Genomic DNA, 23,194 nt, shown 5'->3' with positions numbered 1-23,194 from the left:
TCCTTCTAGGGCATGGATGTAAGGCGTCAACCGTTGTCACCTAAGATGACATCTACCTTGTCAACTCTGCTTATTGAGATCATAATCATTCTATGAAAACGCTCAAACTACGCACCAAAGACAAACATGCCAAGCAGCTCAATATCTTAGCTGGTGCGGTCAACTTTGTCTGGAATTACGTCAATGAGCTTAGTTTTAAACATCTTAAGCGCACAGGCAAATTCTTTTCAGCCTATGACTTGGCCACGTACACCAAAGGGGCTAGTGAATACCTAAATCTGCACAGTCAAACCTTGCAAGCGATCAGTGAGGTTCACGCTAAATCCCGTAAACAGTTTAAAAAAGCCAAACTCAACTGGCGTACTAATAATCCAAAAGCCAAGAGAAGAAGCTTGGGCTGGATTCCGTTTAAAAAGACTGCCATTAAGCACTTAGCAACCCGTCAATCAGGCAAGAAAAGCCTTAAGTCCACTATCCAACTAAGCCTCGCTAAGGGTAAAAAACTCACAATAGATCTATGGGACAGCTATAATCTAGCCCTGTACAGCATCAATACTCTGGAGCTAGTGCAAGACAATCGCGGCCACTGGTATGCCTGTATCACCGTTAAAGACTTTCCTAAGGTTAAAGGTGGTGATGGTAAGGTTGGTGTTGATTTAGGGTGTAAGGATGCTGCTACCAGCAGCCAAGGCGACAAGCTAACCATTAAGCAAACCCAGAAATGGGCTAAAAAACTTACCATTGCTCAAAGAGCAAACCATAAAAAGCGCGTAAAAGCCATTCACGCCAAGATAAAAAACACTCGTCAAGACTTAATTCACAAGTTTACCACCAGTCTGATTAAGGACAACGCCTTGATAGTGGTCGGTAAACTTCAATCAAGCTCATTTACTTCAAGCAAACTAGCTAAGTCTGTCTATGACGCAGGATGGTTTGAGATGAAGCGACAACTGGATTATAAATGCAAGTATGCAGGTTGTCACTATATCGAAGTTAATGAAAGTTACACCACCCAGACTTGTTCGTGTTGCGGCTCACGCCAAAACAGTCCGAAAGGTAGAGCAGATCTTGGAATAAGAGAATGGATATGCGAGTGCGGTGTCACTCATGACCGCGATATTAACGCGGCCAAAAACATTCTTGCGGTCGGGCTTGACCGTCTTGTAGAAGGAATCCCCTCCGTTTAGGGAGGGGAGGAAGTCAACTGTTGCAATCAAGCACTTTTCTTTAGTTTGCTATCGGTTACAATATGAGCTAGAGATAATAATAACGAAGGTAACGACTTTATGGATAATCTATTAACTGCGCGGTCGCATATTGAGCTTAAAAGCGGCAACAACGACATTATTAATATTGGTAACGATCAGCCGTTTGTACTATTTGGCGGCATGAATGTCTTGGAGTCTAAGGAGCTAGCGTTTGAGATCGCTGAGCAGTATATCGAGATTTGCGAGCGCTTAGGAATTGGTTATGTGTTTAAAGCCAGCTTTGATAAGGCCAATCGCTCAAGTCTGCACTCGTTTCGTGGCCCAGGTCTCGAGCAAGGCGTAGATTGGCTCGGACAAATCAAAGAGAAGTTCCAAGTGCCGATTATCACTGACGTGCACGAGCCGTATCAAGCGCAGCCTGTCGCTGAAGTGGCCGATATCATTCAGCTGCCGGCTTTTTTGTCGCGTCAGACCGATCTGGTCGAAGCGATGGCTAAGACCGACGCTATTATTAATATCAAAAAAGCCCAGTTCCTAGCGCCGCATGAGATGCGTCATATTGTGAATAAATGCTTAGAAGCTGGCAATGACAAGCTCATCCTATGCGAGCGTGGCAGCGCCTTTGGTTATAACAACTTAGTCGTTGATATGCTCGGCTTTGATACCATGAAGCAAATGGATGTGCCGGTGTTTTTTGATGTGACCCATAGTTTGCAGCAGCCGGGCGCGCGTAGTGATAGTGCTGGTGGTCGCCGTGAGCAAATAACCACGCTGGCTCGCGCTGGCATGGCGACAGGGCTTGCAGGGCTGTTTCTGGAAGCGCATCCTAACCCTGAAGCAGCTAAATGTGATGGCCCCTGTGCGCTACGTACCAGTCAGCTTGAGCCCTTCTTGCGTCAGCTAAAGCAGATTGATGAGCTAGTCAAAGGATTTGCGGTGTTAGATACTCAGTAAGGTATCTGTCAATTTTTAACGGTTGTAGAAGGATAAAGCGATGGCTATTCAAACGGCAAAGGTTAGTATTGAAAATATTGATGACCAAGAGGGCATTGATGGGGTGATGACAGCGCTCAAAAATATCGATGGGGTTACTGCGGTTGAGCTTGATGCTGCTACGAACATCGCGCTAATTCGCTATGATGATACTGATACGAGTATTCATGCCTTTACTGCTGCTATCAGCATGGTGGATTATGTCACCCAGCCTTTTCCTATTGATGCGCCGCAGAACCCGCGTAACATGGAATAATGGTTTATAAATACATAGAGCGGACTTTATTTATCGTAAGTGACAACTTAACAGACACTAATAAAGTGTTAACCAAACACCCTTGTTGTTAGTACTAATATATCTTACCGTATATAGCAGCTACTCATTATTTATAATCACTAATAGTGAGCAGTTAGCTCATGAACAATAACTCATAGATAATAATAAGGAGCCGAATATGGCAAATCGAACGAGAATTATAAAAGTCGACGGTATGACTTGTGAGAAGTGTGTAGATAGTGTGCATGGCGCTACCGTTGGTATGGATGGCGTTATCAGTATTGCAGTTGATTTAGCCGATAATCAGGCTACGGTTACTTTTGATGACGCAAAAACTAGTGCAGAAAAAATCGCCACTGCCATCGACGATGCAGGGTTTGATGCCAGCGTCGCTAATTCATAAGTATCCCTTTAATTGCTAGCAGAACCAGTTATCTTAAATGACTGGTTTTTTTGTAGCTCACTGTTTTATAGCTCGAATCAAATCGCTGTAAGCGCTTGGTTTAAACGACTGACAGTACTCAACCGCTCAATGTCACTTGAAAATAGTCTGTAAAGCCTAATCTTATAACTACTATAATATACTTATTCTTTAATTATCGCTAAATGAGTGCTCCCATGACTGATTATTCCCGCACCGCTACTGACGAATCTTACGAAGTAGATACTGATATTCAGGCCAATACGGCCTTGCAGCCAGAGCGCGCGCATCTACAGCTAGCGATTGACGGCATGTCGTGTCAGGCCTGCGCTTCTAGGATCGAGAAGGTGCTGAATAAAAAGGATGAGGTTTATAAGGTCAATGTCAACTTTGCCGGCGAGACGGCGAACGTTGATTATAATCCTGAACAGACCACGCCTGAGCAAATCGCAGAATGGGTCAATAAGACTGGGTTTGTCGCCAATTTGCAGGCAGGCGATAGCTTATTTGCCAAAACTGATGAAGATACCGCGACTAAATGGCCTTGGCGCTTAATTGCCCTTTGGGTGTGCTTGATGCCTTTTTTGGTCGGTATGGCAGGTATGCTAACCGGCCAAGGTATGGCGTGGATGCCGCCGGTTTGGATACAGTTCATACTTGCAACTATCGTCCAGTTTGGTTTGGCGCTGCCGTTTTATAGTAGCGCTTGGGCCTCGATCAAAGGCGGTTTGGCTAATATGGATGTACTTGTGGTCATCGGCACCTTGGCCATTTGGGGCTACTCCACTTATCTATGGCTGACGCACGGCGATGGTACGTTAAATAGTTTACTACAAAGCGGACATGCTAGCGGTCATGGCGCGGAGAGTCTAGGCGTTTATTTTGAAGCGGGGGTGATGGTCATCGCCTTTGTGCGCACCGGCAAATATCTAGAAGAGCGTACCAAAAAGCACAGCTTGAATAGCATTGATTTACTGCTATCTTTGACACCAGATGAGGTTGAGCTACAGCAGGCGGATGGCAGTTTTCAAGCGCTGCCGCTAGCTGAGGTGAAGATGGGCGATATCTTACGTGCCAAACAAGGCAGCCGCGTTGCTACCGATGGCACAGTGATTGAGGGCAGCGGCTGGTGTGAGGAGAGTCATCTAACAGGCGAGTCGGTACCAATAAAAAAAGAAGTGGGTGATGAGCTGTTAGCAGGGGCCTTGGTCGAGAACGGCAGTTTATTATACCGAGTTGGTGCTAATGGCCGTGATACCAAGCTTGGCGACATGGTACAAGCGCTGAGCGATGCGCAGGGCTCCAAAGCAGATTTGGCTCGCCTTGCTGATAGAGTGACCGCTATCTTTGTGCCGGTGGTGATAGCTATAGCTATTATTACCTTTGCCATCACTTGGTGGCTGACAGGGATGGTCGATACGGCGCTTATGCATGCGGTGTCGGTATTAGTAATTGCTTGCCCTTGTGCGCTAGGGCTGGCAACGCCTGCCGCGATTATGGCGGGCATGGGAGTAGCAGCAAGGCATGGCGTCTGGTTCAAAGATGCGCAAAGCCTTGAGGCGGCAGGTCATATTGATACGGTCGTACTTGATAAGACAGGGACGTTAACCCTTGGAAAACCGGCTATCGTTGATCAGATGATGGTCGATAAATCGATAGCTGCCGACGATGTATTACAGCTTGCCGCTAGCGTTGAGGCACATGCTAGCCATCCGCTAGCGACGGCGCTCATCAATGAGGCGAGCGCACGCCAATTACAGCTCATGCCCGTAACAGATGTAAATGTAGTCAAAGGCGCAGGTATTCAGGCGACTATTGAAGGTTTAGGGATAGTCAAAGTCGGTACCGCTGAGTTTGCGAGTTTAAAGCTGCCTAGACTGATGCCAAAAGTTTGGCAAATTGCCAGTACGGTTGCCGTGAGTATCAATGATGAGCCGCTCGGCACTTTTGCCTTAGCAGATGATCTAAAAGCAGATACTCCGCAAGCAATTAATGCCCTACAAGAGGCCGGACTTAAAGTCATCTTAATGAGTGGCGACAAGCAATCTGTGGTCGATCATGTCGCTTGGCAGCTGGGTATTGATGAGGCTTATGGTCGCATGAGCCCGCGAGATAAGGCTAGTCAAATTGCTAAATTACAAACCGCAGGCCACAAGGTTGCGATGGCAGGCGATGGGGTGAATGACGCTCCTGCTATGGCAACCGCTGATGCAAGCTTTGCGATGTTTGAAGGCACAGATGTCGCGCAGCACAGTGCTTCCGCGCGCTTGATGGGTGAGTCCTTGATGCACATCGATGCGGCGCAAAAAATCGCCAGCGCCACACTGCGTAACATCAAGCAAAATCTATTCTTTGCTTTTATCTATAACTGCCTAGGTATTCCGCTTGCAGCTTTCGGTTTTTTAAATCCTATGATTGCAGCGGCAGCGATGGCGCTAAGCTCTATCTCTGTATTAATGAACGCGCTACGCCTAACGCGGTTTAAAACCCAAGTCGAGCTGGATGACACAACACGGGTTTCAAGTCCTAAAAAACTAGCTGAAGCTAAATAAAGTGCCAGAAAATTTAATCGAATTTATGCTATGATGCCAACTATCAAAGCTCATTATACTTTCCCTTTTTTATCCCACACACTTGGCATGACCAAAGGAATTCACAGACATTATGTACGCTGAAGAAATCACTAACGTTACGGCAATTAAAGACATTCGCGCTCGTGAGATTTTAGACTCACGAGGTAATCCAACGATAGAGGCGGATGTTATCTTAGCTGATGGCACTATAGGCCGCGCCGCCGCGCCAAGTGGTGCCTCAACAGGCTCTCGCGAAGCGCTTGAGCTACGAGATGGTGATAAGGATCGCTACTTAGGTAAAGGCGTCAAAAAAGCCGTCGCTAACGTCAACAGCCAAATCCGCAGCGCGCTGATGGATAAAGACGTCACAGAGCAGCAAAAAATCGATGATGCGATGATTGCGCTTGACGGTACTGAAAATAAAGAAAGCCTAGGCGCTAATGCTATGCTAGCGGTGTCTTTAGCAACTGCTAAAGCTGCGGCAAAATCACAAAGCCTACCGCTACATCAATACATCGCCAATCTGCGTAATCAGACTTCTTTGACGATGCCAGTACCGATGATGAATATCCTAAATGGTGGTGAGCATGCCGATAATACCGTCGATATTCAGGAGTTTATGATTGAGCCGGTAGGTTTTTCAAGCTTCTCAGAAGCACTGCGCGCGGGTACAGAGATCTTCCATAGCCTAAAATCAGTATTAAAATCACAAGGTTTAAATACTGCTGTCGGTGACGAAGGCGGCTTTGCTCCTAATTTGCGCAGCAACGAAGAAGCCATTACCGTTATTATGCAAGCGATTGAGCAAGTCGGCTATAAGGCAGGCGATGATATTCACTTAGCGCTTGATTGCGCTGCTAGTGAGTTCTATAAAGACGGTAAATATATCTTGGCAGGCGAGGGTAATAAGACTTTTGATAGCCAAGGCTTCTCTGATTATCTGGTCAATCTAGCGCGTCAATACCCGATTATCTCTATCGAAGATGGCCTTGATGAGTCAGACTGGGACGGCTGGAAATACCTAACTGAACAAATCGGTGACAAAGTACAATTGGTGGGTGATGACTTGTTTGTCACCAACCCTGCCATCTTGCAAGAAGGTATCGATAAACATATCGCCAATGCTATCTTGATTAAGTTCAATCAAATTGGTACGTTATCTGAGACGTTAGATGCTATCTATATGGCTAAAAACAACGGCTACGCGACCATTATCTCGCATCGTTCAGGTGAGACCGAAGACAGCACCATCGCTGATCTAGCGGTCGGTACAGCTGCTGGCCAAATCAAAACCGGCTCATTATGCCGCTCAGATCGCGTTGCGAAATATAACCAACTCTTGCGTATCGAGCAGCAGGTTCGAGCCAGCTATCGCGGCGCTGATGAGTTCATAGGCCTGCGCGGTTAACACTGCTTGGTCGCTAAACGGTCTTTTTCTACTGGGTTAGAAAGAGACCTTTTATTATCATAATGTGAAGCTCTTTTATGAAGTATTTTAGTCAATTCATGCTCTTAGCTTTAGCCATTGCTGTACTCTTAGGGCTACAGTATCAGTATTGGCTAGGTGAAAATGGCCGCGTTGCTAGCAAGCAGCTGTTGGCGCAGATCGAAGAGCAGCAGCAATCTAATGACAATCAGATAGCGGCTAATGAGCTGCTGCGCACTGATGTCCATGATTTGAAGACAGGTCTAGAAGCCGTAGAAGAGCACGCGCGCTTAGACTTAGGACTAATTAAGCCTAATGAAACCTTCGTTCAGATATCTACCGCTCCTACGACCCATACTCGCTATAATCCATAATTATCAGAAAACAAAGCTACTTTCAGCTGATATTTGCATCTCCACCTTCTCACCCTTTTAAATATCGATGATAGCCCTATCATGAATACTACTCCGAACATACACGCTATGATTGTCGCGGCCGGTCGCGGCAACCGTTTTGGCGCAGCTATTGCCAAGCAGTACACGAAAATCAACGGGCAAACGTTATTGCAGCATAGCGTGACTCGACTAGCCTCTAGTGGTTATATAGACCACTGTTATCTTGTCATCGCAGCCGACGATGAAGTGGCCTCTACCTTGACATATACGCTACCGATGAATTATGTCGTAGGCGGAGCAGAGCGTTGGCAATCGGTGCGTGCTGGCGTCAGCGCTATTCTGGGTAGTGGCGCTGATAAAAGCGATCTCGTCTTAATCCACGATGCCGCCCGTCCAGCTGTGCCTACTGAAGACATTGATAGCGTTATTACAGCCGCCATGTCTGAACCTTATGGCGCGATCTTAGCGGCTCCCGTCGCTGATACCTTGAAGCTATCTACAGCGCTACCTGCAAAGCAGCTCGATGATCTTAATGACCATCGTACTAATGGTAACGATTATATAAAAACTACCGTTAACCGTCAGCACATGTGGCAAGCACAGACGCCGCAGGTCTTTCGCGTCGGGGAGCTGAGCCACCTACTAGACTATATTAACGAACATCAGTTACATATCACTGATGAAGCGAGCGCCTTTGAGTATTTAGAGCTGCCTATTCGCTTAGTAACGGGTAGTCGCCAAAATATAAAATTAACCTTTCCTGATGACGCAATAGTGCTAGCTGCTATTTTAACTGCTCAAGTATCCTCAAGATAAAATAAACAAACGTTCTCAAATATAGTAAAAGACAGTCATTTTATATAGTAATAAAATATATTTATATTTCAAAAATAATACGTATAAAGCAGCTAAATTAGACAATAATCTCCTCCCTCCCAGAGCTAATACTCCGTTCCTCTTTGTTTTTGTCTCCAAAAACTATCAAAATCCTCTCAATTACAATTATTTAGCGCTTACAGCAGAGTTTGTTTGCTTTGTTGACCATAAGAGCCTATGATGTAACTAAGTTTATACAATTACACTAAAAAACTTATAATATATATAATAGTGCATTACAGTCCTAATTAATCTTGCTAGGATTTTATAATCATAAATACAATCATTTGTTTATTAATAGACTGGCCACTCAATTATAGGTTTATACCATAATAAGGAGAATCTAATTGTCAAAGCTCAATGCAGTAAGACGCTCAGACACAACTGATCTCTACCAATTCATCTATATTAGTCGTATTACTTCTATAGGGCTATCTGGCGCGAGTACCCTCAACGATATTGCTGAAGTCTCAATTGCACATAATAAAGCTGAAAATATCTCGGGTATTCTTTGCTATGGCAATGGCTATTTTTTTCAGTATATCGAAGGCTCAGAGCAGGCTTTAACGAATCTCAAAAACCGTATCTTAAAAGATAATAGACACAAGGATATACAGACTTTAGCGTTTTCGGCCATTACTGAGCGCCGTTTTACTGGCTGGTCGTTACGCTCAATCATCCTTGAGCGCTGGATGCTTAAAGATCCTAAAGTAAAAGAATTTCTACCGTTCAAGCCTTATGAATGGGCTTCTAATGATTGGGTGAAATTTTTGGAAATCCTACAAGGCTACTACGAATATCAAGAAATAGAGGACAAAATCGACACTCAGCCTATTAAGTATAGTGCACTAGGTGTCACTTTAAATAAGGTTGTCGGCCAGCATCAAGCCTTTTTCCTTATTCAAAGCGTATTAGGGATACTGATTGTTTTGGCTTTATTATGGTTTATGTTGTCAGATAAGCTATAAAGATAATATCTAAAATTCCATAACCTAGTCCAATAACACCCTTATAAAACCAGCTAACGTCGCGCGTTGGCTGGTTTTTTTTGCTTTAAGCTTTAGAATTTAATAGCTTTTGTGAGTACTGAGCTGCTGACCATTGAGAATTGCATGGCACTTGGACTAAGGGCACTTAGACTCAGGATAGAAAGGATATTAATTTTTAAGCATAAAAAAACCTTCAAAATCTAATAGACTTTGAAGGTTTCAAAAATGCTTATTACTAAAAATAAGTATTTTAAAATATGGCGTCCCCAGGGGGATTCGAACCCCCGTTACCGCCGTGAAAGGGCGGTGTCCTAGGCCTCTAGACGATGGGGACTAGGTCATACGCTTCAGCTGCTTTCACCGTTTATGCTGAAGTGGTGCACATTTTAATAGCGTCTGTGCTTACTGTCAAGCTTTTTTCTACGTTTTTTGAGGGTTAAATATCTTTTTTTTAGTGCTCGGCGAGGATGTAGATTATTCTTCTTTAAATGATGGCGAATCCATAAAGAAGTACAAGCACTAATCGTTATTGCCAAAATCATATAACCTAGAATGGTCGCCCATAATTTTGTTTGTGGGTCCATAGCAAAATCCTTTTAATGGCCTCTGTTACTCATCATACGCATAATTACATCTGACGAGCAAGCGAAGTCAGCTAAAGATTACAAATGCTATTCAACCCCTTGTAGCAGTTTTATTAGGGCGTGTTGAACATTCACAAATGCGCACTGCTGATCGCTAAAATAGTTCTAGTCGTCGTTAAAATTGCAGGTAATGCTTATTGCATTGGCTAGATTTTCACAACGACTAGGGCGATTTTAGCATCAGCCCTCACGACAACAACAGGGACAGGACTATTTTTTGCCACTTTATTGATAAAAATAGACGCTTAGAACGACTAAACTTACCATTTTTATCTGCAAATCGCCTAAAAAATAGTCTCTGTCAGTGCCAAGGTCGAATGTTCAACACGCCCTAGCCTTCTGGCTCATTGGTAGCGTCTGGTTTGTCGTCTGGTTCTGGCATATCAGTATGCAAGGCGTTAGCGAGCATCGGATAGCTGTTGAGAATATGACAAAAAAGCTCAGCAGTCTTTTGCGTATCATAAAGCGCTGAGTGGGCGTCATTACCATCAAACTCCAATCCTGCAGCCTTACACGCACGTGCCAGCACGGTCTGGCCAAAAGCTAGAGCGGATAAAGTAACCGTATCAAAGACTGAAAACTGATGAAAAGAGCTGTGGTTTTTGCTATTGGTACGTAGTACCGCAGCGTTTAAGAACCCTAAATCAAAATGAGCATTATGGCCGACCAAGACGCATTGACGGCACTCTTGCTCACGGCGTACTTCTTTGAGCGCTTTAAAAATACGACGCAGCGCTGTCTTCTCATCTTCAGCGATGGCTTTACGCATAGGATTATTAGGATCAATACCAGTAAACGCTAAAGCTTTGGGCTCTAGATTCGCGCCTGCAAATGGCTCAATATGCGCGTTTAACGCTTCTCCTAAATAGAATACTCCCTCGTCATTTAGTAGAATCGGAATACAAGCAATCTCAAGCAGGGCATCGGTTTGAGCGTTGAAGCCTGCGGTTTCGACATCGACGACAACAGGCATAAACTTACGAAAACGCTCTTTTAGAGTCATCGGTGCCGGTGACTCGACTGACTCTAGATCTGCTGCAGGAATGCTGCTTTTATTCTTATTTGCTGTATTCATTGAGTTTTCGGTGGACGAAGTTATCTCGCTTTGCATAGTCATAATCATCTAAATTTTTTTTATCATCAGTGAGGAGGCCGTTTTGCGACGGCTTAATGAGCTGCGCGGGTTGGCGCAGCTTGAGGGTGGCTGGTCTATTCGTTAGGCTTTGATAGACCAAGATAGTGTTTCACCGGCCATCAGCGGAGTGAGGGTAGAGCCATCGAAGTAAGGATAAGCGCTTGGGACTTGCATCGGAGTCTTAGTCAAAGTGACTGTCTCAGAGTTCAGCTCTAACCCATAGAACTGAGCGCCAAAGCGACTGGCGAAGCCTTCGAGTTTATCAATCTTACCAACGCTATCAAACGCTGTGGCATATAAAGCTAGCGCCACCTCTGAGCTATAGCAACCAGCGCAGCCGCACGCAGCTTCTTTTTTATGAGTGGCATGCGGGGCAGAGTCGGTACCCAAAAAGAATTTTGGATTACCACTTGTGGCGACATCTAATAATACTTTTTGATGGCTTTCGCGCTTTAAGATGGGCAGACAGTATAGGTGTGGTCTGATACCGCCTACTAACAGATGGTTGCGATTGAACATCAAATGCTGCGGAGTAATCGTTGCGGCGACATGATTGCCTTGTGACAATACAAAGTCCGCGGCGTCGCTGGTCGTGATATGCTCCATGACGATCTTCAGGGTCGGGAACTTACCAATGATTTGCCCCATGACCTCTTCTAAAAAGCGTTTTTCTCGATCAAAGATGTCGACATGGTCATGAGTGACTTCGCCATGAATGAGCAGCGGTAAGTTGTGCTTTTCCATAGCTTCAAAGATATCAGCGCGAGCATTAATATCAGTGACGCCATCAGCGGAGTTGGTCGTAGCGCCAGCCGGATAGAGCTTGACTGCTTGTACGATGCCGGACTGAGCGGCAGCTTCGATATCTTGTACGCTCGTCTGATCGGTCATATACAGAGTCATACGTGGATCAAAGGCAGCTTTACGCTCCTTTGGAATGTCGCTGATTTGTAGCTGCTGCAAGATACGCTCACGGTAAGCGCGCGCATCATTAGTGTTTTTGACAGGAGGAACAAGGTTTGGCATACAGATAACGCGGTTGAAGCTGGACGCTGCATGCGGCACTGTCGTCGCAAGCGCCTGATCATCACGTAAATGAAGATGCCAGTCATCTGGTTGCAGGATGGTTAACTCTGTAATCGAATCAGTAATAGGAATCATAGCGCTCAATAGGTTAATTGATGAGACAAAAGGCGTAAAAATGCTCTGATAAAACCACATTTATTGTTTTGCTATCATAACAGGTTTACTGACTTGACTGAATATGTGGCTGCACATCTCTACATAATTATTGGCAAAGGCAGACGAACTGGGGACTGCTTAGCCTGATGATTTAAGCTGCGCGCGCTGTTAGTCTTTTGCCTATAGCAAATATGATGTACACTGGAGATGGAATCTATTTTTGACTCAGTTTTCATCTTTGTTCGTGTTTTTTAGGGCGTGTTGAACATTCGACCTTGGCACTGACAGAGACTATTTTTTAGGCGATTTGCAGATAAAAATGGTAAGTTTAGTTGTTCTAAGCGTCTATTTTTATCAATAAAGCGGCAAAAAAGAGTCCTGTCCCTGTTGTTGTAGTTAGGGCTGATGCTAAAATCGCCCTAGTCGTTGCGACTGTTTAAATAAAATCAGCTAGCCAATGCAATAAGCATTACCTGCAATTTTCACTTAGACTAGAACTATTTTAGCTATCAGCAGTGCGCATTTGTGAATGTTCAACACGCCCTAATCGTTTTTATTATTTATCACTAATTATATTTACTTATCACTCATTATACTGACAGGAGTTATTTATGGCGCAACTTGATCCAAAAAATATCAACAAAATCGTCTTAGCCTATTCAGGTGGTCTTGATACGTCCATCATTGCCAAATGGCTGCAAGAAACCTATGATGCAGAAGTCATCACCTTTACCGCCGATATCGGTCAGGGCGAAGAAGTTGAGCCTGCGCGCGCCAAAGCTGAAGCGATGGGCATCAAAGATATCTATATCGAAGACTTGCGTGAAGAGTTCGCTCGTGATTATGTTTATCCAATGTTTCGCGCTAATGCCATCTACGAAGGCGAGTACTTACTTGGCACGTCTATCGCTCGTCCGCTTATCGCCAAGCGTTTGGTTGAGATTGCTAAAGAACACAATGCTGATGCCATTAGTCACGGCGCCACCGGTAAAGGCAATGATCAAGTGCGTTTTGAGCTAGGCGCGGTCGCTTTGTCTCCTGATATTGTCACTATCGCGCCTTGGCGTGAGTGGGATTTATCAAGCCGTGAGAGCTTGATGAAATATGCTGAAGAGCATGATATCGCAATCGATTACGCTGGTAATAAGAAAAAATCTCCATACTCTATGGATGCAAACTTACTGCATATCTCCTATGAAGGCGGTATATTAGAAGATCCATACATGGAAGCAGAAGAGGATATGTGGCGCTGGTCAGTGAGCCCAGAAGAGGCGCCTGATGAGCCGCAATATCTAGAGCTTGAATACAAAAAAGGCGATCTCGTTGCTATTGATGGCGAAGCGCTCAAGCCTTATGAGGTGATGATTAAGCTCAATGAGCTTGGCGGCAAACATGGTATTGGCCGTTTAGATATCGTTGAAAACCGTTACGTCGGTATGAAGTCGCGTGGCTGCTATGAGACGCCAGCTGGTACTATCATGCTAAAAGCGCATCGCGGCATTGAGTCTTTGACACTAGATCGGGAAGCGGCACATCTAAAAGATGAGATCATGCCACGCTATGCCAAGATTATCTATAACGGTTATTGGTTCAGCCCTGAGCGTCTTATGCTACAGGAGCTTATCGACAAGTCGCAAGAGTATGTCAACGGTACGGTACGTGTGAAGCTGTACAAAGGCTGCGTGAGCGTCGTTGGCCGTAAATCAGATGATTCACTATTTGACGAAAAGATCGCCACTTTTGAAGATGACGCGGGTGCTTATGACCAAAAAGACGCTGAAGGTTTCATTCGTCTAAACGGTCTACGTTTAGCGATCGAAGCCAGTCGCGGTCGCGATCTATCTAAATAAAACGACCCAATGGTATTTTTAGACTTATAATAAAAAACAGAGACTGATAGTCTCTGTTTTTTTTATGCAAAAAGGCTTTTATCGCTAGAGTTATTTAGCTTCCTCTTCGTCATCGACCTTTACAATAGCGACGTCCTGTTGCTCGCGCTCTTCGGCTTTATCATGTTCTATGACCGCTTCAGTTGCGGTTATTGCTCCGCTTGATTGTTGTGATTGATATTTCAGGGCAGCCAAAGCACTGAGCGCGCCAATAACCAAAACAATAATAAGAATGACGGGGTTTTTCCAAAGCGGCGCGGCAGGCTCGTACTCAATCGGCGTCTCGCTCGTAGTGGCAGGTGTGTTATCGCTATTGCCACCGATCAACGCTAAGCTGACTAATGGCGCGCTCGGCGGATTGATAGGCTCAGAGGCAATGCGCAGACGCCGACGATTCAGATAGATATCAGAGATTTTAGCCAACTGTAGCAGCCAGCGCTGATGCGGCACACTGATATTAGGCATCTGGGTAAAGACGAGCAAATCATTATGCCGACCTTGTTGCACATTCTCAGGCGAGCGGCCTATTACTTTTAAATAATTGGACGTCGCTTGCTGCATATCTTGCCCAGAAGCAGCCAGATTAGGCGCAAATTTTGTCAGCTCGTACCAGTAAGGGTCAAACGCTGGTGGTCTGAAATCAAGTGCTTGCGAATCTGTTTGTTCGCTGTTAGCACTCTCAGCGTTTGTCATTTCAGTGTCTGTTATTTCAGTCTCTGCTACTTTAGCGCTTAGCGCTTCCGGGTTTGCAGCCTTGGATAACTCACTATCTGCAGGTTTCGTTGAAGACCTAGCGTTTGTCAGCACTTGAGTGTCAGCATGGCTGTTGATACTCGCTGCTGAGTCTGCTGCAAAACGCTGCTTGGTTAAGAATTGCGGCTGTAGCGCGAACCATTTATCCAACTCTTCATTATCTAATTGACTATACTCTGTCAAAATAGCCAACTCGCGCAATACAATAATAGTTAAAGTACCGAGAAGGACTTTGACTTGCGCGGCGCTCGCATCGACCTGATCGGCAATATAATCACAAGCCTTATTGACACGAGTACTATCAATGAATAAAGTCTCAGTGACATCTTGACGGTGATAAAGCGTGGCACTTAACGTCGCAAAATTCATCGCATTATACTGGCGTAGCTCTTTAACCGCTGCTCGTGAGAACAGTTTTTTATTCACCGCTTGCGCTTGGTGGCGCTGCTGGTAAGCTAACAAAGCGGCAAGGATGGCCTGTATGCCGCTATTGACGGCTATACGGGTTTGCGGCAGTGAGAGAGTGGCAGTATCAGCCAATAAAGAAGTCAGAGGCTGAATATCTTGATACAAAAAATCATACATCGACACGCGTGTCGGTGAAATAGTAGTCATAATCTGCTAGCATCAAAAAGTGTTTATATATCTTACGGTGCAAGTCATGCGGATACAATCCCCTAATATTAGAAAATTTTAGGGGTTTTTTATGTTGTTGATAGCGCTAATAATTTTATTTGGATCTATATATGAAAAATACCGATACGCCCAAGACAGCAGTGCTCATTAACATCGAAGCGCAGACATTGATTATCTGTAATCATGGGGTGGCGAGCTCTTCTTATCCTATCTCAACTGCAAAAAACGGTATCGGTAGCCAACAAGATAGTGGCTGCACGCCGCTTGGTCGTCATGTTATTGCCCAAAAAATTGGTGACGATGCACCTATAAATACGGTGTTTGTCGGACGCGTTGCTACTGGTGAGGTATATGACGCAGAGTTGGGGCGTCTACAGCCAAAGCGAGATTGGATCTTGAGCCGTATTTTATGGCTTAAAGGCTTAGAGGAGGGCATCAATAAAGGCAGTAACGAGCAAGGCGGCTGCGATACCTATCAGCGCTATATTTATATTCACGGCACACCTGATAGTGAACCGATGGGTGTACCACTCTCGCATGGCTGCGTGCGCATGCGTAATACCGATATCATCGAGTTATTTGCGCAAGTAGAAGAGGGCACGCCCGTCATGCTTATAGAGGGTTAGCATGAGAGCGTGCCTTTTTAGGGTTAAATGGCTTTAAGGTATAAAACTTAGACTCTTCTATCTATAACCATTTAGGAAATCAGAGTTCTACCAAAAGCTCGCTGCATCTTGCAGCTTAGTCAAACGTTTTTTGCAGCGTTTAGTATCAGGTTCTAGCTGCGCGGCAAACCATCCGGCGCCATATAGAGCTTGCGTGTCAGTGTGAGATTTTTGCTGATAATAATGCTGATATTGTTGATGATCTAAATACTCCCCGAGCGCTCGCTGCGTTTTTGTTATACGTTTTAGCCAACGTTTGCTTTTTTTCTTTGAATATAGAGGAGCGGTAAACTCACTGAGATAGCGCATTTTTTTGAGATGTTTACGCAGTTGGTGCGTTTTTTCATGGATAGCAGCGCTTTGATCAGTATCATCAGTAGACGCCTCCAAGATGATATCTTCAAAATCATACTCAGCCTTAAGCAGCTTAATATGCTGCTTGGAGAGTCTTTTTGCTAATTTTTCTTGCGCACATTTATGGGCTTTTGGCTCTAGAGTAGCATCACTCATAGTAAAGGCGATAAGCTCAAGCAAAGTCAGCTGGAAGTCATTAGCACGAACGGCGTCGATGGGTGTTATTTTCATGTTGTCGATATCAGCACTCCAATCGACGCTAGGCGCACCAGCATGCTGTAGTGTTGGCTCTATATCAGTGACTAAATAAGCGAGCTGACGATAGTCGCCTAGAAGAGTTGCTGTTTGTTTTAGGATAGGTAGCCATTCAGGATTGAGCTGTTCGGAGAATTTTTTGAAGCTCTTTAGGGCAGTACGTAATCGTTGTATGCCTATACGTAGCTGTAGCACATGCTCGTTGTCGTTGCTGCCAGCGGCGATGGCACTACTATTAGGCAGTATTTGTAATAGACAATTATGAACGACTGCACGCATGAACGCCGGCATGCTACTGTCTGCATCGATGCTCAGTGCGCCTAGATTGGCGTGCACGGCAGGGCTAAAGTCTTGCTCATTGAGAAGTAGGCTGCCACGCTCAGCTTTAGTGACTGTTGATAGACACAGCTTATAGCGTTTGCACCATACTTTTGCCGTAGTGAATAAAAAGTTTAGATTACCTGAGACCAGCTCAAACTCTATCTCTTGTATGTCCTGTACTTTTGAGTTATCTGTTCCATGAATAATTTGACCCTGATCATAAGCCACCTCAATGGTACTTACCGTACTTTCCTCTGCGCTGTTCTTTTTATCAGCGACTACTTTTTCTTTATCTACTAATAAGCGAGTGGTGCGCTCGATATCAGTGATGTATTGACGAGTTAGTTTTTTGTTGATTTTTTTGAGTTTAAAGTCTGCAAGAGCTGGAGCAATAGCGGTTTCTTTATATATAGCTAAATCCGGCAACAAGCTATCCGTCTCTAGCATCGTCTGCACCAGCTCACCATCTAGAGTCATATTGTGCTCTAGACGCGCGGCAATGCCATCGCCGCCAGCTTTGATAGTCTGCACCCATTCATCGCCCTCTAAGCGAATACGCAGCCCTATGCCGCTCTTGGCAAGCTCTTGCTTGGGCGTATCAAAATAATGAGCGGACATCATTGTCGTCTGTGAGGATTTTACTTTTGCTTGACGCATAAGACCTTTTAGACGCGCTTGCGGCACTAAGAACTTCAATTCAATCTCTTGCACGATGATGTCTCCTATCGTTCTAATAATAGTTATGTTACCTCTATACTTATATTATATCTATCCTATGAACGCTGTCAGTGAATGACAAGTAAAGTTTTGCTTGAGACTAGAGTCGAGGTAGTGATAGCTTCCGTTAGCTTTATATCTATTATTTTTACTTGGCATGCCCAAGGATCATTATAAAAGTAAGCTGGCACAGATGCAGTATCTACGATAACCGTATCGAATACCGACAAAATGCCATAGGTAAAATATAGCCATAAAAAAAGCCACCCTACAGTGTGTAGAGTGGCTTTTATTTAAGCTTACATGGCTATGAGTAGTTCATAGTATATAGCTTGAGATTAGCCGAACTGGTTCATAGTGTTTTTGCCACCACCAGCTTTTAGCGCGTTATCACCTGAGAAGATCTCTTTATGATCATCGCCAAGGTCAGAACCGGCCATTGCTTGGTGCTTCACGCATGAGATGCCTTCACGGATCTCTTTACGCTGTACGCCAGCAGCATATGCAAGCATACCTTCATCACCGAAGTAACCTTTGGCTAGCTCATGCACACTTAGAGCAGTGGTGTGATAAGTAGGTAGCGTGATTAAGTGATGGAAGACACCAGCTTCACGTGAGGCGTCACGCTGGAAGTTCTTGGCAGCTTCGTCAGCAGCTTGATCAAGCTCAGTACCATCATAGTCGCTGCTCATTAAGTCATCTTTGTTGTACTTAGAGATGTCTTTGCCTTCTTCTTCCCACTTAGCGATGATTTGCTTACGGAAGTTCAGCGTCCAGTTGAACGATGGGCTGTTGTTATAAACGAGCTTCGCTTTTGGCTGTTGCTCTTTGATACGATCTACCATCATTTTGATGTGTGCTACGTCTGGAGTCGGCGTCTCGATCCATAGTAGGTCAGCACCGTTTTCTAGAGCGGTTACACAGTCAAGCACAACGCGGTCGATGTTAGTGTCTTCGCGGAAGCTATATAAGCCGTTTGGCATACGTACTGGACGTACTAGTTTGCCGTTATGCTTAAGTAGGCTATCGTTCTCATTTGCGTCTTCAATGCTTATTTCTTCCATTTCTAGGAAGTCGATGTATTTAGAAGCAAGATCGCCTGGCTCTTCTGATACTGGAATCTTTTGAGTAAGTGATGCGCCTTCACTATCAGTACGGGCAACGATAACGCCGTCTTCAACGCCGAGCTCTAAGAAAGCGTAACGAATAGCGTTAAGCTTAGCGATATAGTCTTCATGCGGTACAGTGACTTTACCCGCTTGGTGACCACACTGCTTAGCGTCAGATACTTGGTTTTCGACCTGAATAGCACAAGCACCGGCTTCGATCATTTGCTTAGTTAGCAAGTAAGTCGCTTCTTCGTTACCGAAACCGGCATCGATATCAGCGATGATTGGCACAACGTGTGATTCGAAGTTTTCAATTTTCTCTAAGATAGCTTTAGTGTCTTGACCTGCTTCTTCAGCAGCGTTTAGCTCACGGAAGTAATCGTTCAATACTTTAGCGTCGGCTTGACGTAAGAACGTGTAGATCTCTTCGATAAGCTTAGGTACTGACGTTTTTTCGTGCATTGATTGGTCAGGTAGAGGACCGAACTCAGAGCGTAGAGCAGCGACCATCCAGCCAGATAGGTAGATATAAGTCTTTGAAGTGGTACCGAAGTATTTTTTCTTCGCGTACATCGTTTGCTGTGCAACAAAACCGTGCCAAGCGCCTAAAGACTGAGTATACTGAGACGTATCATTGTCGTAATCTGCCATATCTTGACGCATGATTTTAGCGGTGTACTTTGCGATATCTAAACCAGTTTTGAAACGGTTTTGAATCATCATACGGGCTGCATCAGTTTCGCTGATATTTTGCCAGTTGCCGTGCTTTTGCTTTAATTCACGTACTAAATCGATAGCTGACTTATAGGTTGTTGACATTTACTGTCTCCTTGGTGGGGTGGAAAAAACGAGGTAAAATAAGAGCTTATCGCAAGTAATATCATACCGGACTATAGTTGCGATTGAATTACGACTACTTTGATACTGATTGATTAATTACTACTAAATGCCTGTCTTGTTGGCCTATAAATGACTTAATAATAAAGCCGGCATTGGTCTTCTTAAAATATGAGGACTATTACCCTAAACAAACCTGCTTCAAAATACAAGGTATTTGATTTAAATTATTGACAAAAAAAGAGTCAATCAATCATCAACAAGTAGCGATAAGGCGATAGCGCAGAAGCTACTTGTTATCCATCAGAGATGTTACAATATTCGCCAGTAACACGGCTTAGAGCGGGCTTGCGAGTTAAGCGTTGAGTCTTACTATAGTCAGTTTAGTGTAATTTATCTAATTTATGATAGTTATCTTTGGTATTTACTATAAGTATAGTATAATAAAATCAGTAAGTTATAAATAAATATATTGAGCTAGCTCGGTCACTAAATGATTTTTAGATAAGCATTGGGTACATTGTAGTTTTTAGGTCGTTTGAGAACAGTAAAGCCGTCTATCGTCAGTATTTAAAATCGTCAGTATTTAAAAATAGTAATTATGCAGCTATGAACGCTAAGTGACATTTATTATAAAGCGAAGAGAAACACATATGAATTTGCAGCGGGTTGATTTAAATTTATTGGTACATTTAGATGTATTGCTTCGAGAAAAGAATGTCACACGCGCCGCTGAGCAATTGGGTATCACTCAGCCTGCTATGAGTAACATCTTGCGTCGCCTGCGTAAGCTATTCAATGATCCGCTATTGGTGCGCTCTTCTGAGGGCATGACACCGACTGAGCGCGCGCTTGAGCTGCAGCCGCGTATTCGTGAGATACTCGCTGATTTGACACAAGTGCTTGAGCCGCGTACTGAGTTTCGTCCTTATAGCACCTCCCGTGTTTTTCGGATTATGACCTCCGACTATGCAGAGGCGACTTTGGTTCCTAAACTGGTTAAGGCTCTGCGCTCTGAGGCGCCCAATGTTATTTTGGACTTTTTAACCCCATCAGATGTGTCTTATCGTGATATGGAGCAAGGGCGAGTCGATCTGGCGATTAACCGCTTTAATGAGATACCGCAAAGCTTTCACCAAGTACTAGTATGGCGCGATACTTTTAGCTGCCTACTATCTGCCGATAGCCCTTATGTCAATCGCTTCAATCTTAAAAACTACCTCAAAGGTCAGCATGTTTGGGTATCCAAGACAGGTATGGGTGTTGGGTTTGGGGTCAATCCAGAAAAATCGGGCGGCCTTGGCTCCATTGATCAAGCCTTGCAGCGCTTAGGACAAAAACGTCAGATAAGCGTCTTTACTCGTCATTATCAGATGCCAGCGATGCTCGCTGCTAATAAGGACTTGATTGCGACACTGCCAACGCGAGTTGCACGCATGCAAGCGACCAATGATAGTATTGTCATGAAAGAGCCCCCTTTTTTCATTCCTGAATTTGAGCTGACGATGGCATGGTCACCACTACTGCAGCATCACCCAGCGCATCGCTGGTTGCGACAACTGATTATGCATGTCGCTCGGCAAGTCGTGGCAGACGAAGAGGATCAACAGCAAGATATTCCAGTGATTACTCAGTTGTTCTAATGAGATAAGCTGTTTTATTACCTAATAGCCATCTGCCGTTACAGTACTATGGAAGTGCTATTAAAGTGCTTTCAAGGCCAATTCACATATTGGTCTTTTTTATGCGTATCATTGCATTACAGACGAATTATGCTACTGATTAGCCCGCTGATAGTTTAGGTCTACTTAATAGACTTTATTAAGCAGGCCTTTATATTTCAGTCACATTGTTAACATCAAAATCACACTTCATTATATCTTGTAAAATTACGCTGCCAATTATTTGTTATTATAAAATCATCAATTAGATAAGGTTTGAGGGTTTGACTTCTATAGTCTTAATTTTGAAAAAGACTTAACTAAGAAGTAGCTTTTTAGACCATCTTATAATCCATTAACGTTCATTGGCTGATATAGAGTTTTTAGCTAAGAATATTTCTAGACCGCGACAACAAAATAAGGATAGTGAATCATGGCAGATATTACTACTGTGAACCCAACAACGGGCGAAGATATTAAAGAATATAACTATATGACTAATGATGAGGTCAACAAAATCGTTGATGCCTCACATGAAGCTTTTCTCGAATGGCGTAAAAAGAGTCACGAAGAGCGTGCTAAAGTCATTAGGTCTATTGGCGATACGCTAGTGAAGTATAAGGAAGAGTTGTCAAAACTAATGACTGAAGAGCGTGGTAAGCTTTATGACCAAAGTTTGAGTGAAGTAGATCTATGTAAAGCAATTTGTGACTATACTGCCGAAAAAGGGGTCACTGCATTAGCTGACGATGAGCGCGATATCGAAAATATGAAAAAAGGCATTGTCACTTATCAGCCCATTGGTGTTATCTACGGTATGCAGCCATGGAACTTTCCAGCATACCAAGTCTTTCGCTATGCCATTGCTAATTTGATGGCCGGTAACAGTGTTTTATTAAAGCATGCTGCCAATGTGACAGGCTCTGGATTATTAATAGAAAAAATCTTCCATGAGTCCGATCTACCAAATGATCTATTCCGTACGATCTTGATCGATCATGATCAATCAGAAAAGCTTATCGGTAATGATAAAGTGCGCGGTGTTACGCTCACTGGTAGTGATGGCGCAGGTAAGATCGTTGGTCAACAAGCGGCTAAAGTCCTTAAAAAAGTCGTACTAGAGCTTGGCTCGAATGATGCCTTTATTGTACTCGAAGATGCTGATTTGGACCTTGCTGTAGAGACTTGTACGCAAGCGCGTTTAATCAATAATGGTGAAACATGTGTTGCAGCGAAGCGTTTTATCGTTGTTGATAGCTTATATGATGAGTTCCGCGATCGTATTGTTGAGAAGTTCTCGAATAGCAAAGCTGATGATCCTATGGATGACAGCTCTGATATCGGTCCATTAGCACGTAAAGACTTGCAAGAGAAGTTACACGAGCAAGTTGAAGAAAGTGTTAAAAAAGGCGCGACGATTTCAGTTGGCGGTAAATTGCCTGAAGGTAAAGGTAACTTTTATCCCGCTACGATTTTGGAAAATGTCTCCGAGGGACAACCAGCCTATGATGATGAGTTATTTGGCCCAGTAGCCTCATTGATTCGAGCAAAAGATCAAGATGATGCCATGCGCATTGCTAATGATAGCCGTTATGGTTTAGGCGGCGCTATCTTCTCTAAAGACGAAGATAAAGCCATCCGTTTAGCAAGAGAGCAGTTTGATACGGGTATGGTCTATATCAATGGCTACGGTCTGGCAAATCCAGCACTACCGTTCGGCGGCGTAAAAAACTCAGGTCATGGCCGTGAACATGGTGGCTTTGGTATTAAAGAGTTTGTAAATATCAAAGGTTTGCATGTTCATAGTAACTAAGAGCACAGACAAATTTTATAGCTAAAATAGCTTAGCGCTAGATAAAATGAAGCCCAGTCATTCAT

The 23,194-nt window shown here is 44.1% G+C and carries 19 protein-coding genes and 1 tRNA gene; 13 read left to right on the top strand and 7 right to left on the bottom strand.

Annotated elements, in window-relative coordinates; genetic code table 11:
- Positions 1–92 precede the first annotated feature (92 nt).
- From W234_RS0101010 to W234_RS0100970, 9 genes are all read left to right on the top strand, one after another.
- On the top strand, positions 93–1,187 hold the full coding sequence (locus W234_RS0101010; protein ID WP_025643888.1) for an RNA-guided endonuclease InsQ/TnpB family protein: 1,095 nt from the start codon (positions 93–95) through the stop codon (positions 1,185–1,187).
- A 99-nt stretch (positions 1,188–1,286) separates the two neighbouring features.
- Positions 1,287–2,162, top strand: coding sequence for a 3-deoxy-8-phosphooctulonate synthase (gene kdsA, locus W234_RS0101005; protein WP_025643886.1), 876 nt, complete (start codon positions 1,287–1,289; stop codon positions 2,160–2,162).
- A 40-nt stretch (positions 2,163–2,202) separates the two neighbouring features.
- A complete protein-coding gene (locus W234_RS0101000; protein WP_025643884.1) occupies positions 2,203–2,457 on the top strand; it encodes a cation transporter in 255 nt (84 codons plus the stop codon).
- A 199-nt stretch (positions 2,458–2,656) separates the two neighbouring features.
- On the top strand, positions 2,657–2,881 hold the full coding sequence (locus tag W234_RS0100995; RefSeq protein ID WP_025643882.1) for a heavy-metal-associated domain-containing protein: 225 nt from the start codon (positions 2,657–2,659) through the stop codon (positions 2,879–2,881).
- Positions 2,882–3,096: 215 nt separating this feature from the next.
- Positions 3,097–5,451: a heavy metal translocating P-type ATPase gene (locus tag W234_RS0100990; RefSeq protein WP_025643880.1), complete on the top strand. Its 2,355-nt coding sequence runs from the start codon at positions 3,097–3,099 to the stop codon at positions 5,449–5,451.
- A 112-nt stretch (positions 5,452–5,563) separates the two neighbouring features.
- A complete protein-coding gene (gene eno, locus W234_RS0100985; protein ID WP_025643878.1) occupies positions 5,564–6,880 on the top strand; it encodes a phosphopyruvate hydratase in 1,317 nt (438 codons plus the stop codon).
- A 77-nt stretch (positions 6,881–6,957) separates the two neighbouring features.
- Positions 6,958–7,272 (top strand): FtsB family cell division protein, encoded by a 315-nt coding sequence (locus tag W234_RS0100980; protein ID WP_025643876.1) that lies wholly within the window; start codon positions 6,958–6,960, stop codon positions 7,270–7,272.
- 81 nt (positions 7,273–7,353) lie between these two features.
- Complete coding sequence (gene ispD, locus W234_RS0100975) at positions 7,354–8,109, top strand: 2-C-methyl-D-erythritol 4-phosphate cytidylyltransferase (protein ID WP_025643874.1); 756 nt, start codon at positions 7,354–7,356, stop codon at positions 8,107–8,109.
- Between the two features lie 407 nt (positions 8,110–8,516).
- Entirely contained in the window at positions 8,517–9,137 is a 621-nt protein-coding gene (locus W234_RS0100970; RefSeq protein ID WP_025643872.1) for a BLUF domain-containing protein, read from the top strand.
- 279 nt (positions 9,138–9,416) lie between these two features.
- On the opposite strand, the gene W234_RS0100965 is transcribed toward W234_RS0100970, so the two are convergent.
- The 4 genes from W234_RS0100965 to pyrC form a co-directional block, all read right to left on the bottom strand.
- Positions 9,417–9,492 (bottom strand) — tRNA-Glu (locus W234_RS0100965).
- Positions 9,493–9,544: 52 nt separating this feature from the next.
- Entirely contained in the window at positions 9,545–9,742 is a 198-nt protein-coding gene (locus W234_RS0100960; RefSeq protein WP_025643870.1) for a hypothetical protein, read from the bottom strand.
- Positions 9,743–10,133: 391 nt separating this feature from the next.
- Positions 10,134–10,805, bottom strand: a complete 672-nt coding sequence (gene rnt / locus W234_RS0100955) for a ribonuclease T (RefSeq protein WP_025643868.1) — start codon at positions 10,803–10,805, stop codon at positions 10,134–10,136.
- Positions 10,806–11,018: 213 nt separating this feature from the next.
- Positions 11,019–12,098, bottom strand: coding sequence for a dihydroorotase (gene pyrC / locus W234_RS0100950; RefSeq protein WP_037058581.1), 1,080 nt, complete (start codon positions 12,096–12,098; stop codon positions 11,019–11,021).
- 632 nt (positions 12,099–12,730) lie between these two features.
- On the opposite strand from pyrC, the gene W234_RS0100945 reads away from it, so the two are divergent.
- A complete protein-coding gene (locus tag W234_RS0100945) occupies positions 12,731–13,969 on the top strand; it encodes an argininosuccinate synthase (RefSeq protein ID WP_025643864.1) in 1,239 nt (412 codons plus the stop codon).
- A 90-nt stretch (positions 13,970–14,059) separates the two neighbouring features.
- Here the strand turns inward: W234_RS0100945 and W234_RS0100940 are convergent, their stop codons facing one another.
- Complete coding sequence (locus tag W234_RS0100940; RefSeq protein ID WP_025643862.1) at positions 14,060–15,376, bottom strand: hypothetical protein; 1,317 nt, start codon at positions 15,374–15,376, stop codon at positions 14,060–14,062.
- A 131-nt stretch (positions 15,377–15,507) separates the two neighbouring features.
- Between W234_RS0100940 and W234_RS0100935 the strand changes: the two genes are divergently transcribed.
- Positions 15,508–16,023 (top strand): L,D-transpeptidase, encoded by a 516-nt coding sequence (locus tag W234_RS0100935; RefSeq protein ID WP_025643860.1) that lies wholly within the window; start codon positions 15,508–15,510, stop codon positions 16,021–16,023.
- Positions 16,024–16,110: 87 nt separating this feature from the next.
- Here W234_RS0100935 and W234_RS0100930 read toward each other — a convergent pair whose 3' ends face one another.
- Together W234_RS0100930 and W234_RS0100925 are read right to left on the bottom strand one after the other, a co-directional pair.
- Entirely contained in the window at positions 16,111–17,703 is a 1,593-nt protein-coding gene (locus tag W234_RS0100930; protein WP_025643858.1) for a CYTH and CHAD domain-containing protein, read from the bottom strand.
- Between the two features lie 344 nt (positions 17,704–18,047).
- Positions 18,048–19,637, bottom strand: a complete 1,590-nt coding sequence (locus W234_RS0100925; protein WP_025643856.1) for an isocitrate lyase — start codon at positions 19,635–19,637, stop codon at positions 18,048–18,050.
- A 671-nt stretch (positions 19,638–20,308) separates the two neighbouring features.
- On the opposite strand from W234_RS0100925, the gene W234_RS0100920 reads away from it, so the two are divergent.
- Together W234_RS0100920 and W234_RS0100915 are read left to right on the top strand one after the other, a co-directional pair.
- Positions 20,309–21,298, top strand: coding sequence for a LysR family transcriptional regulator (locus W234_RS0100920; RefSeq protein ID WP_025643854.1), 990 nt, complete (start codon positions 20,309–20,311; stop codon positions 21,296–21,298).
- A 451-nt stretch (positions 21,299–21,749) separates the two neighbouring features.
- On the top strand, positions 21,750–23,129 hold the full coding sequence (locus W234_RS0100915; protein WP_025643853.1) for an NAD-dependent succinate-semialdehyde dehydrogenase: 1,380 nt from the start codon (positions 21,750–21,752) through the stop codon (positions 23,127–23,129).
- Positions 23,130–23,194: the final 65 nt, after the last annotated feature.

It is taken from the genome of Psychrobacter sp. TB15, assembly GCF_000511655.1.
GTDB lineage: Bacteria > Pseudomonadota > Gammaproteobacteria > Pseudomonadales > Moraxellaceae > Psychrobacter > Psychrobacter submarinus.
Note: the sequence above shows the minus strand (reverse complement) of the source record. Positions and strands in the feature narration are given on the sequence as shown.

What these genes read in the sequence shown, in the direction of transcription:
- W234_RS0100920 (WP_025643854.1), top strand. Translation starts at nt 20,309, where the DNA reads ATGAATTTGCAGCGGGTTGATTTAAATTTATTGGTACATTTAGATGTA.
- W234_RS0100995 (WP_025643882.1), top strand. Translation starts at nt 2,657, where the DNA reads ATGGCAAATCGAACGAGAATTATAAAAGTCGACGGTATGACTTGTGAG.
- W234_RS0100935 (WP_025643860.1), top strand. Translation starts at nt 15,508, where the DNA reads ATGAAAAATACCGATACGCCCAAGACAGCAGTGCTCATTAACATCGAA.
- W234_RS0101010 (WP_025643888.1), top strand. Translation starts at nt 93, where the DNA reads ATGAAAACGCTCAAACTACGCACCAAAGACAAACATGCCAAGCAGCTC.
- W234_RS0100945 (WP_025643864.1), top strand. Translation starts at nt 12,731, where the DNA reads ATGGCGCAACTTGATCCAAAAAATATCAACAAAATCGTCTTAGCCTAT.
- rnt (WP_025643868.1), bottom strand. Translation starts at nt 10,805, where the DNA reads ATGACTCTAAAAGAGCGTTTTCGTAAGTTTATGCCTGTTGTCGTCGAT.
- W234_RS0101000 (WP_025643884.1), top strand. Translation starts at nt 2,203, where the DNA reads ATGGCTATTCAAACGGCAAAGGTTAGTATTGAAAATATTGATGACCAA.
- W234_RS0100960 (WP_025643870.1), bottom strand. Translation starts at nt 9,742, where the DNA reads ATGGACCCACAAACAAAATTATGGGCGACCATTCTAGGTTATATGATT.
- ispD (WP_025643874.1), top strand. Translation starts at nt 7,354, where the DNA reads ATGAATACTACTCCGAACATACACGCTATGATTGTCGCGGCCGGTCGC.
- W234_RS0100980 (WP_025643876.1), top strand. Translation starts at nt 6,958, where the DNA reads ATGAAGTATTTTAGTCAATTCATGCTCTTAGCTTTAGCCATTGCTGTA.
- eno (WP_025643878.1), top strand. Translation starts at nt 5,564, where the DNA reads ATGTACGCTGAAGAAATCACTAACGTTACGGCAATTAAAGACATTCGC.
- W234_RS0100990 (WP_025643880.1), top strand. Translation starts at nt 3,097, where the DNA reads ATGACTGATTATTCCCGCACCGCTACTGACGAATCTTACGAAGTAGAT.
- W234_RS0100925 (WP_025643856.1), bottom strand. Translation starts at nt 19,637, where the DNA reads ATGTCAACAACCTATAAGTCAGCTATCGATTTAGTACGTGAATTAAAG.
- kdsA (WP_025643886.1), top strand. Translation starts at nt 1,287, where the DNA reads ATGGATAATCTATTAACTGCGCGGTCGCATATTGAGCTTAAAAGCGGC.
- pyrC (WP_037058581.1), bottom strand. Translation starts at nt 12,098, where the DNA reads ATGATTCCTATTACTGATTCGATTACAGAGTTAACCATCCTGCAACCA.
- W234_RS0100915 (WP_025643853.1), top strand. Translation starts at nt 21,750, where the DNA reads ATGGCAGATATTACTACTGTGAACCCAACAACGGGCGAAGATATTAAA.
- W234_RS0100940 (WP_025643862.1), bottom strand. Translation starts at nt 15,376, where the DNA reads ATGACTACTATTTCACCGACACGCGTGTCGATGTATGATTTTTTGTAT.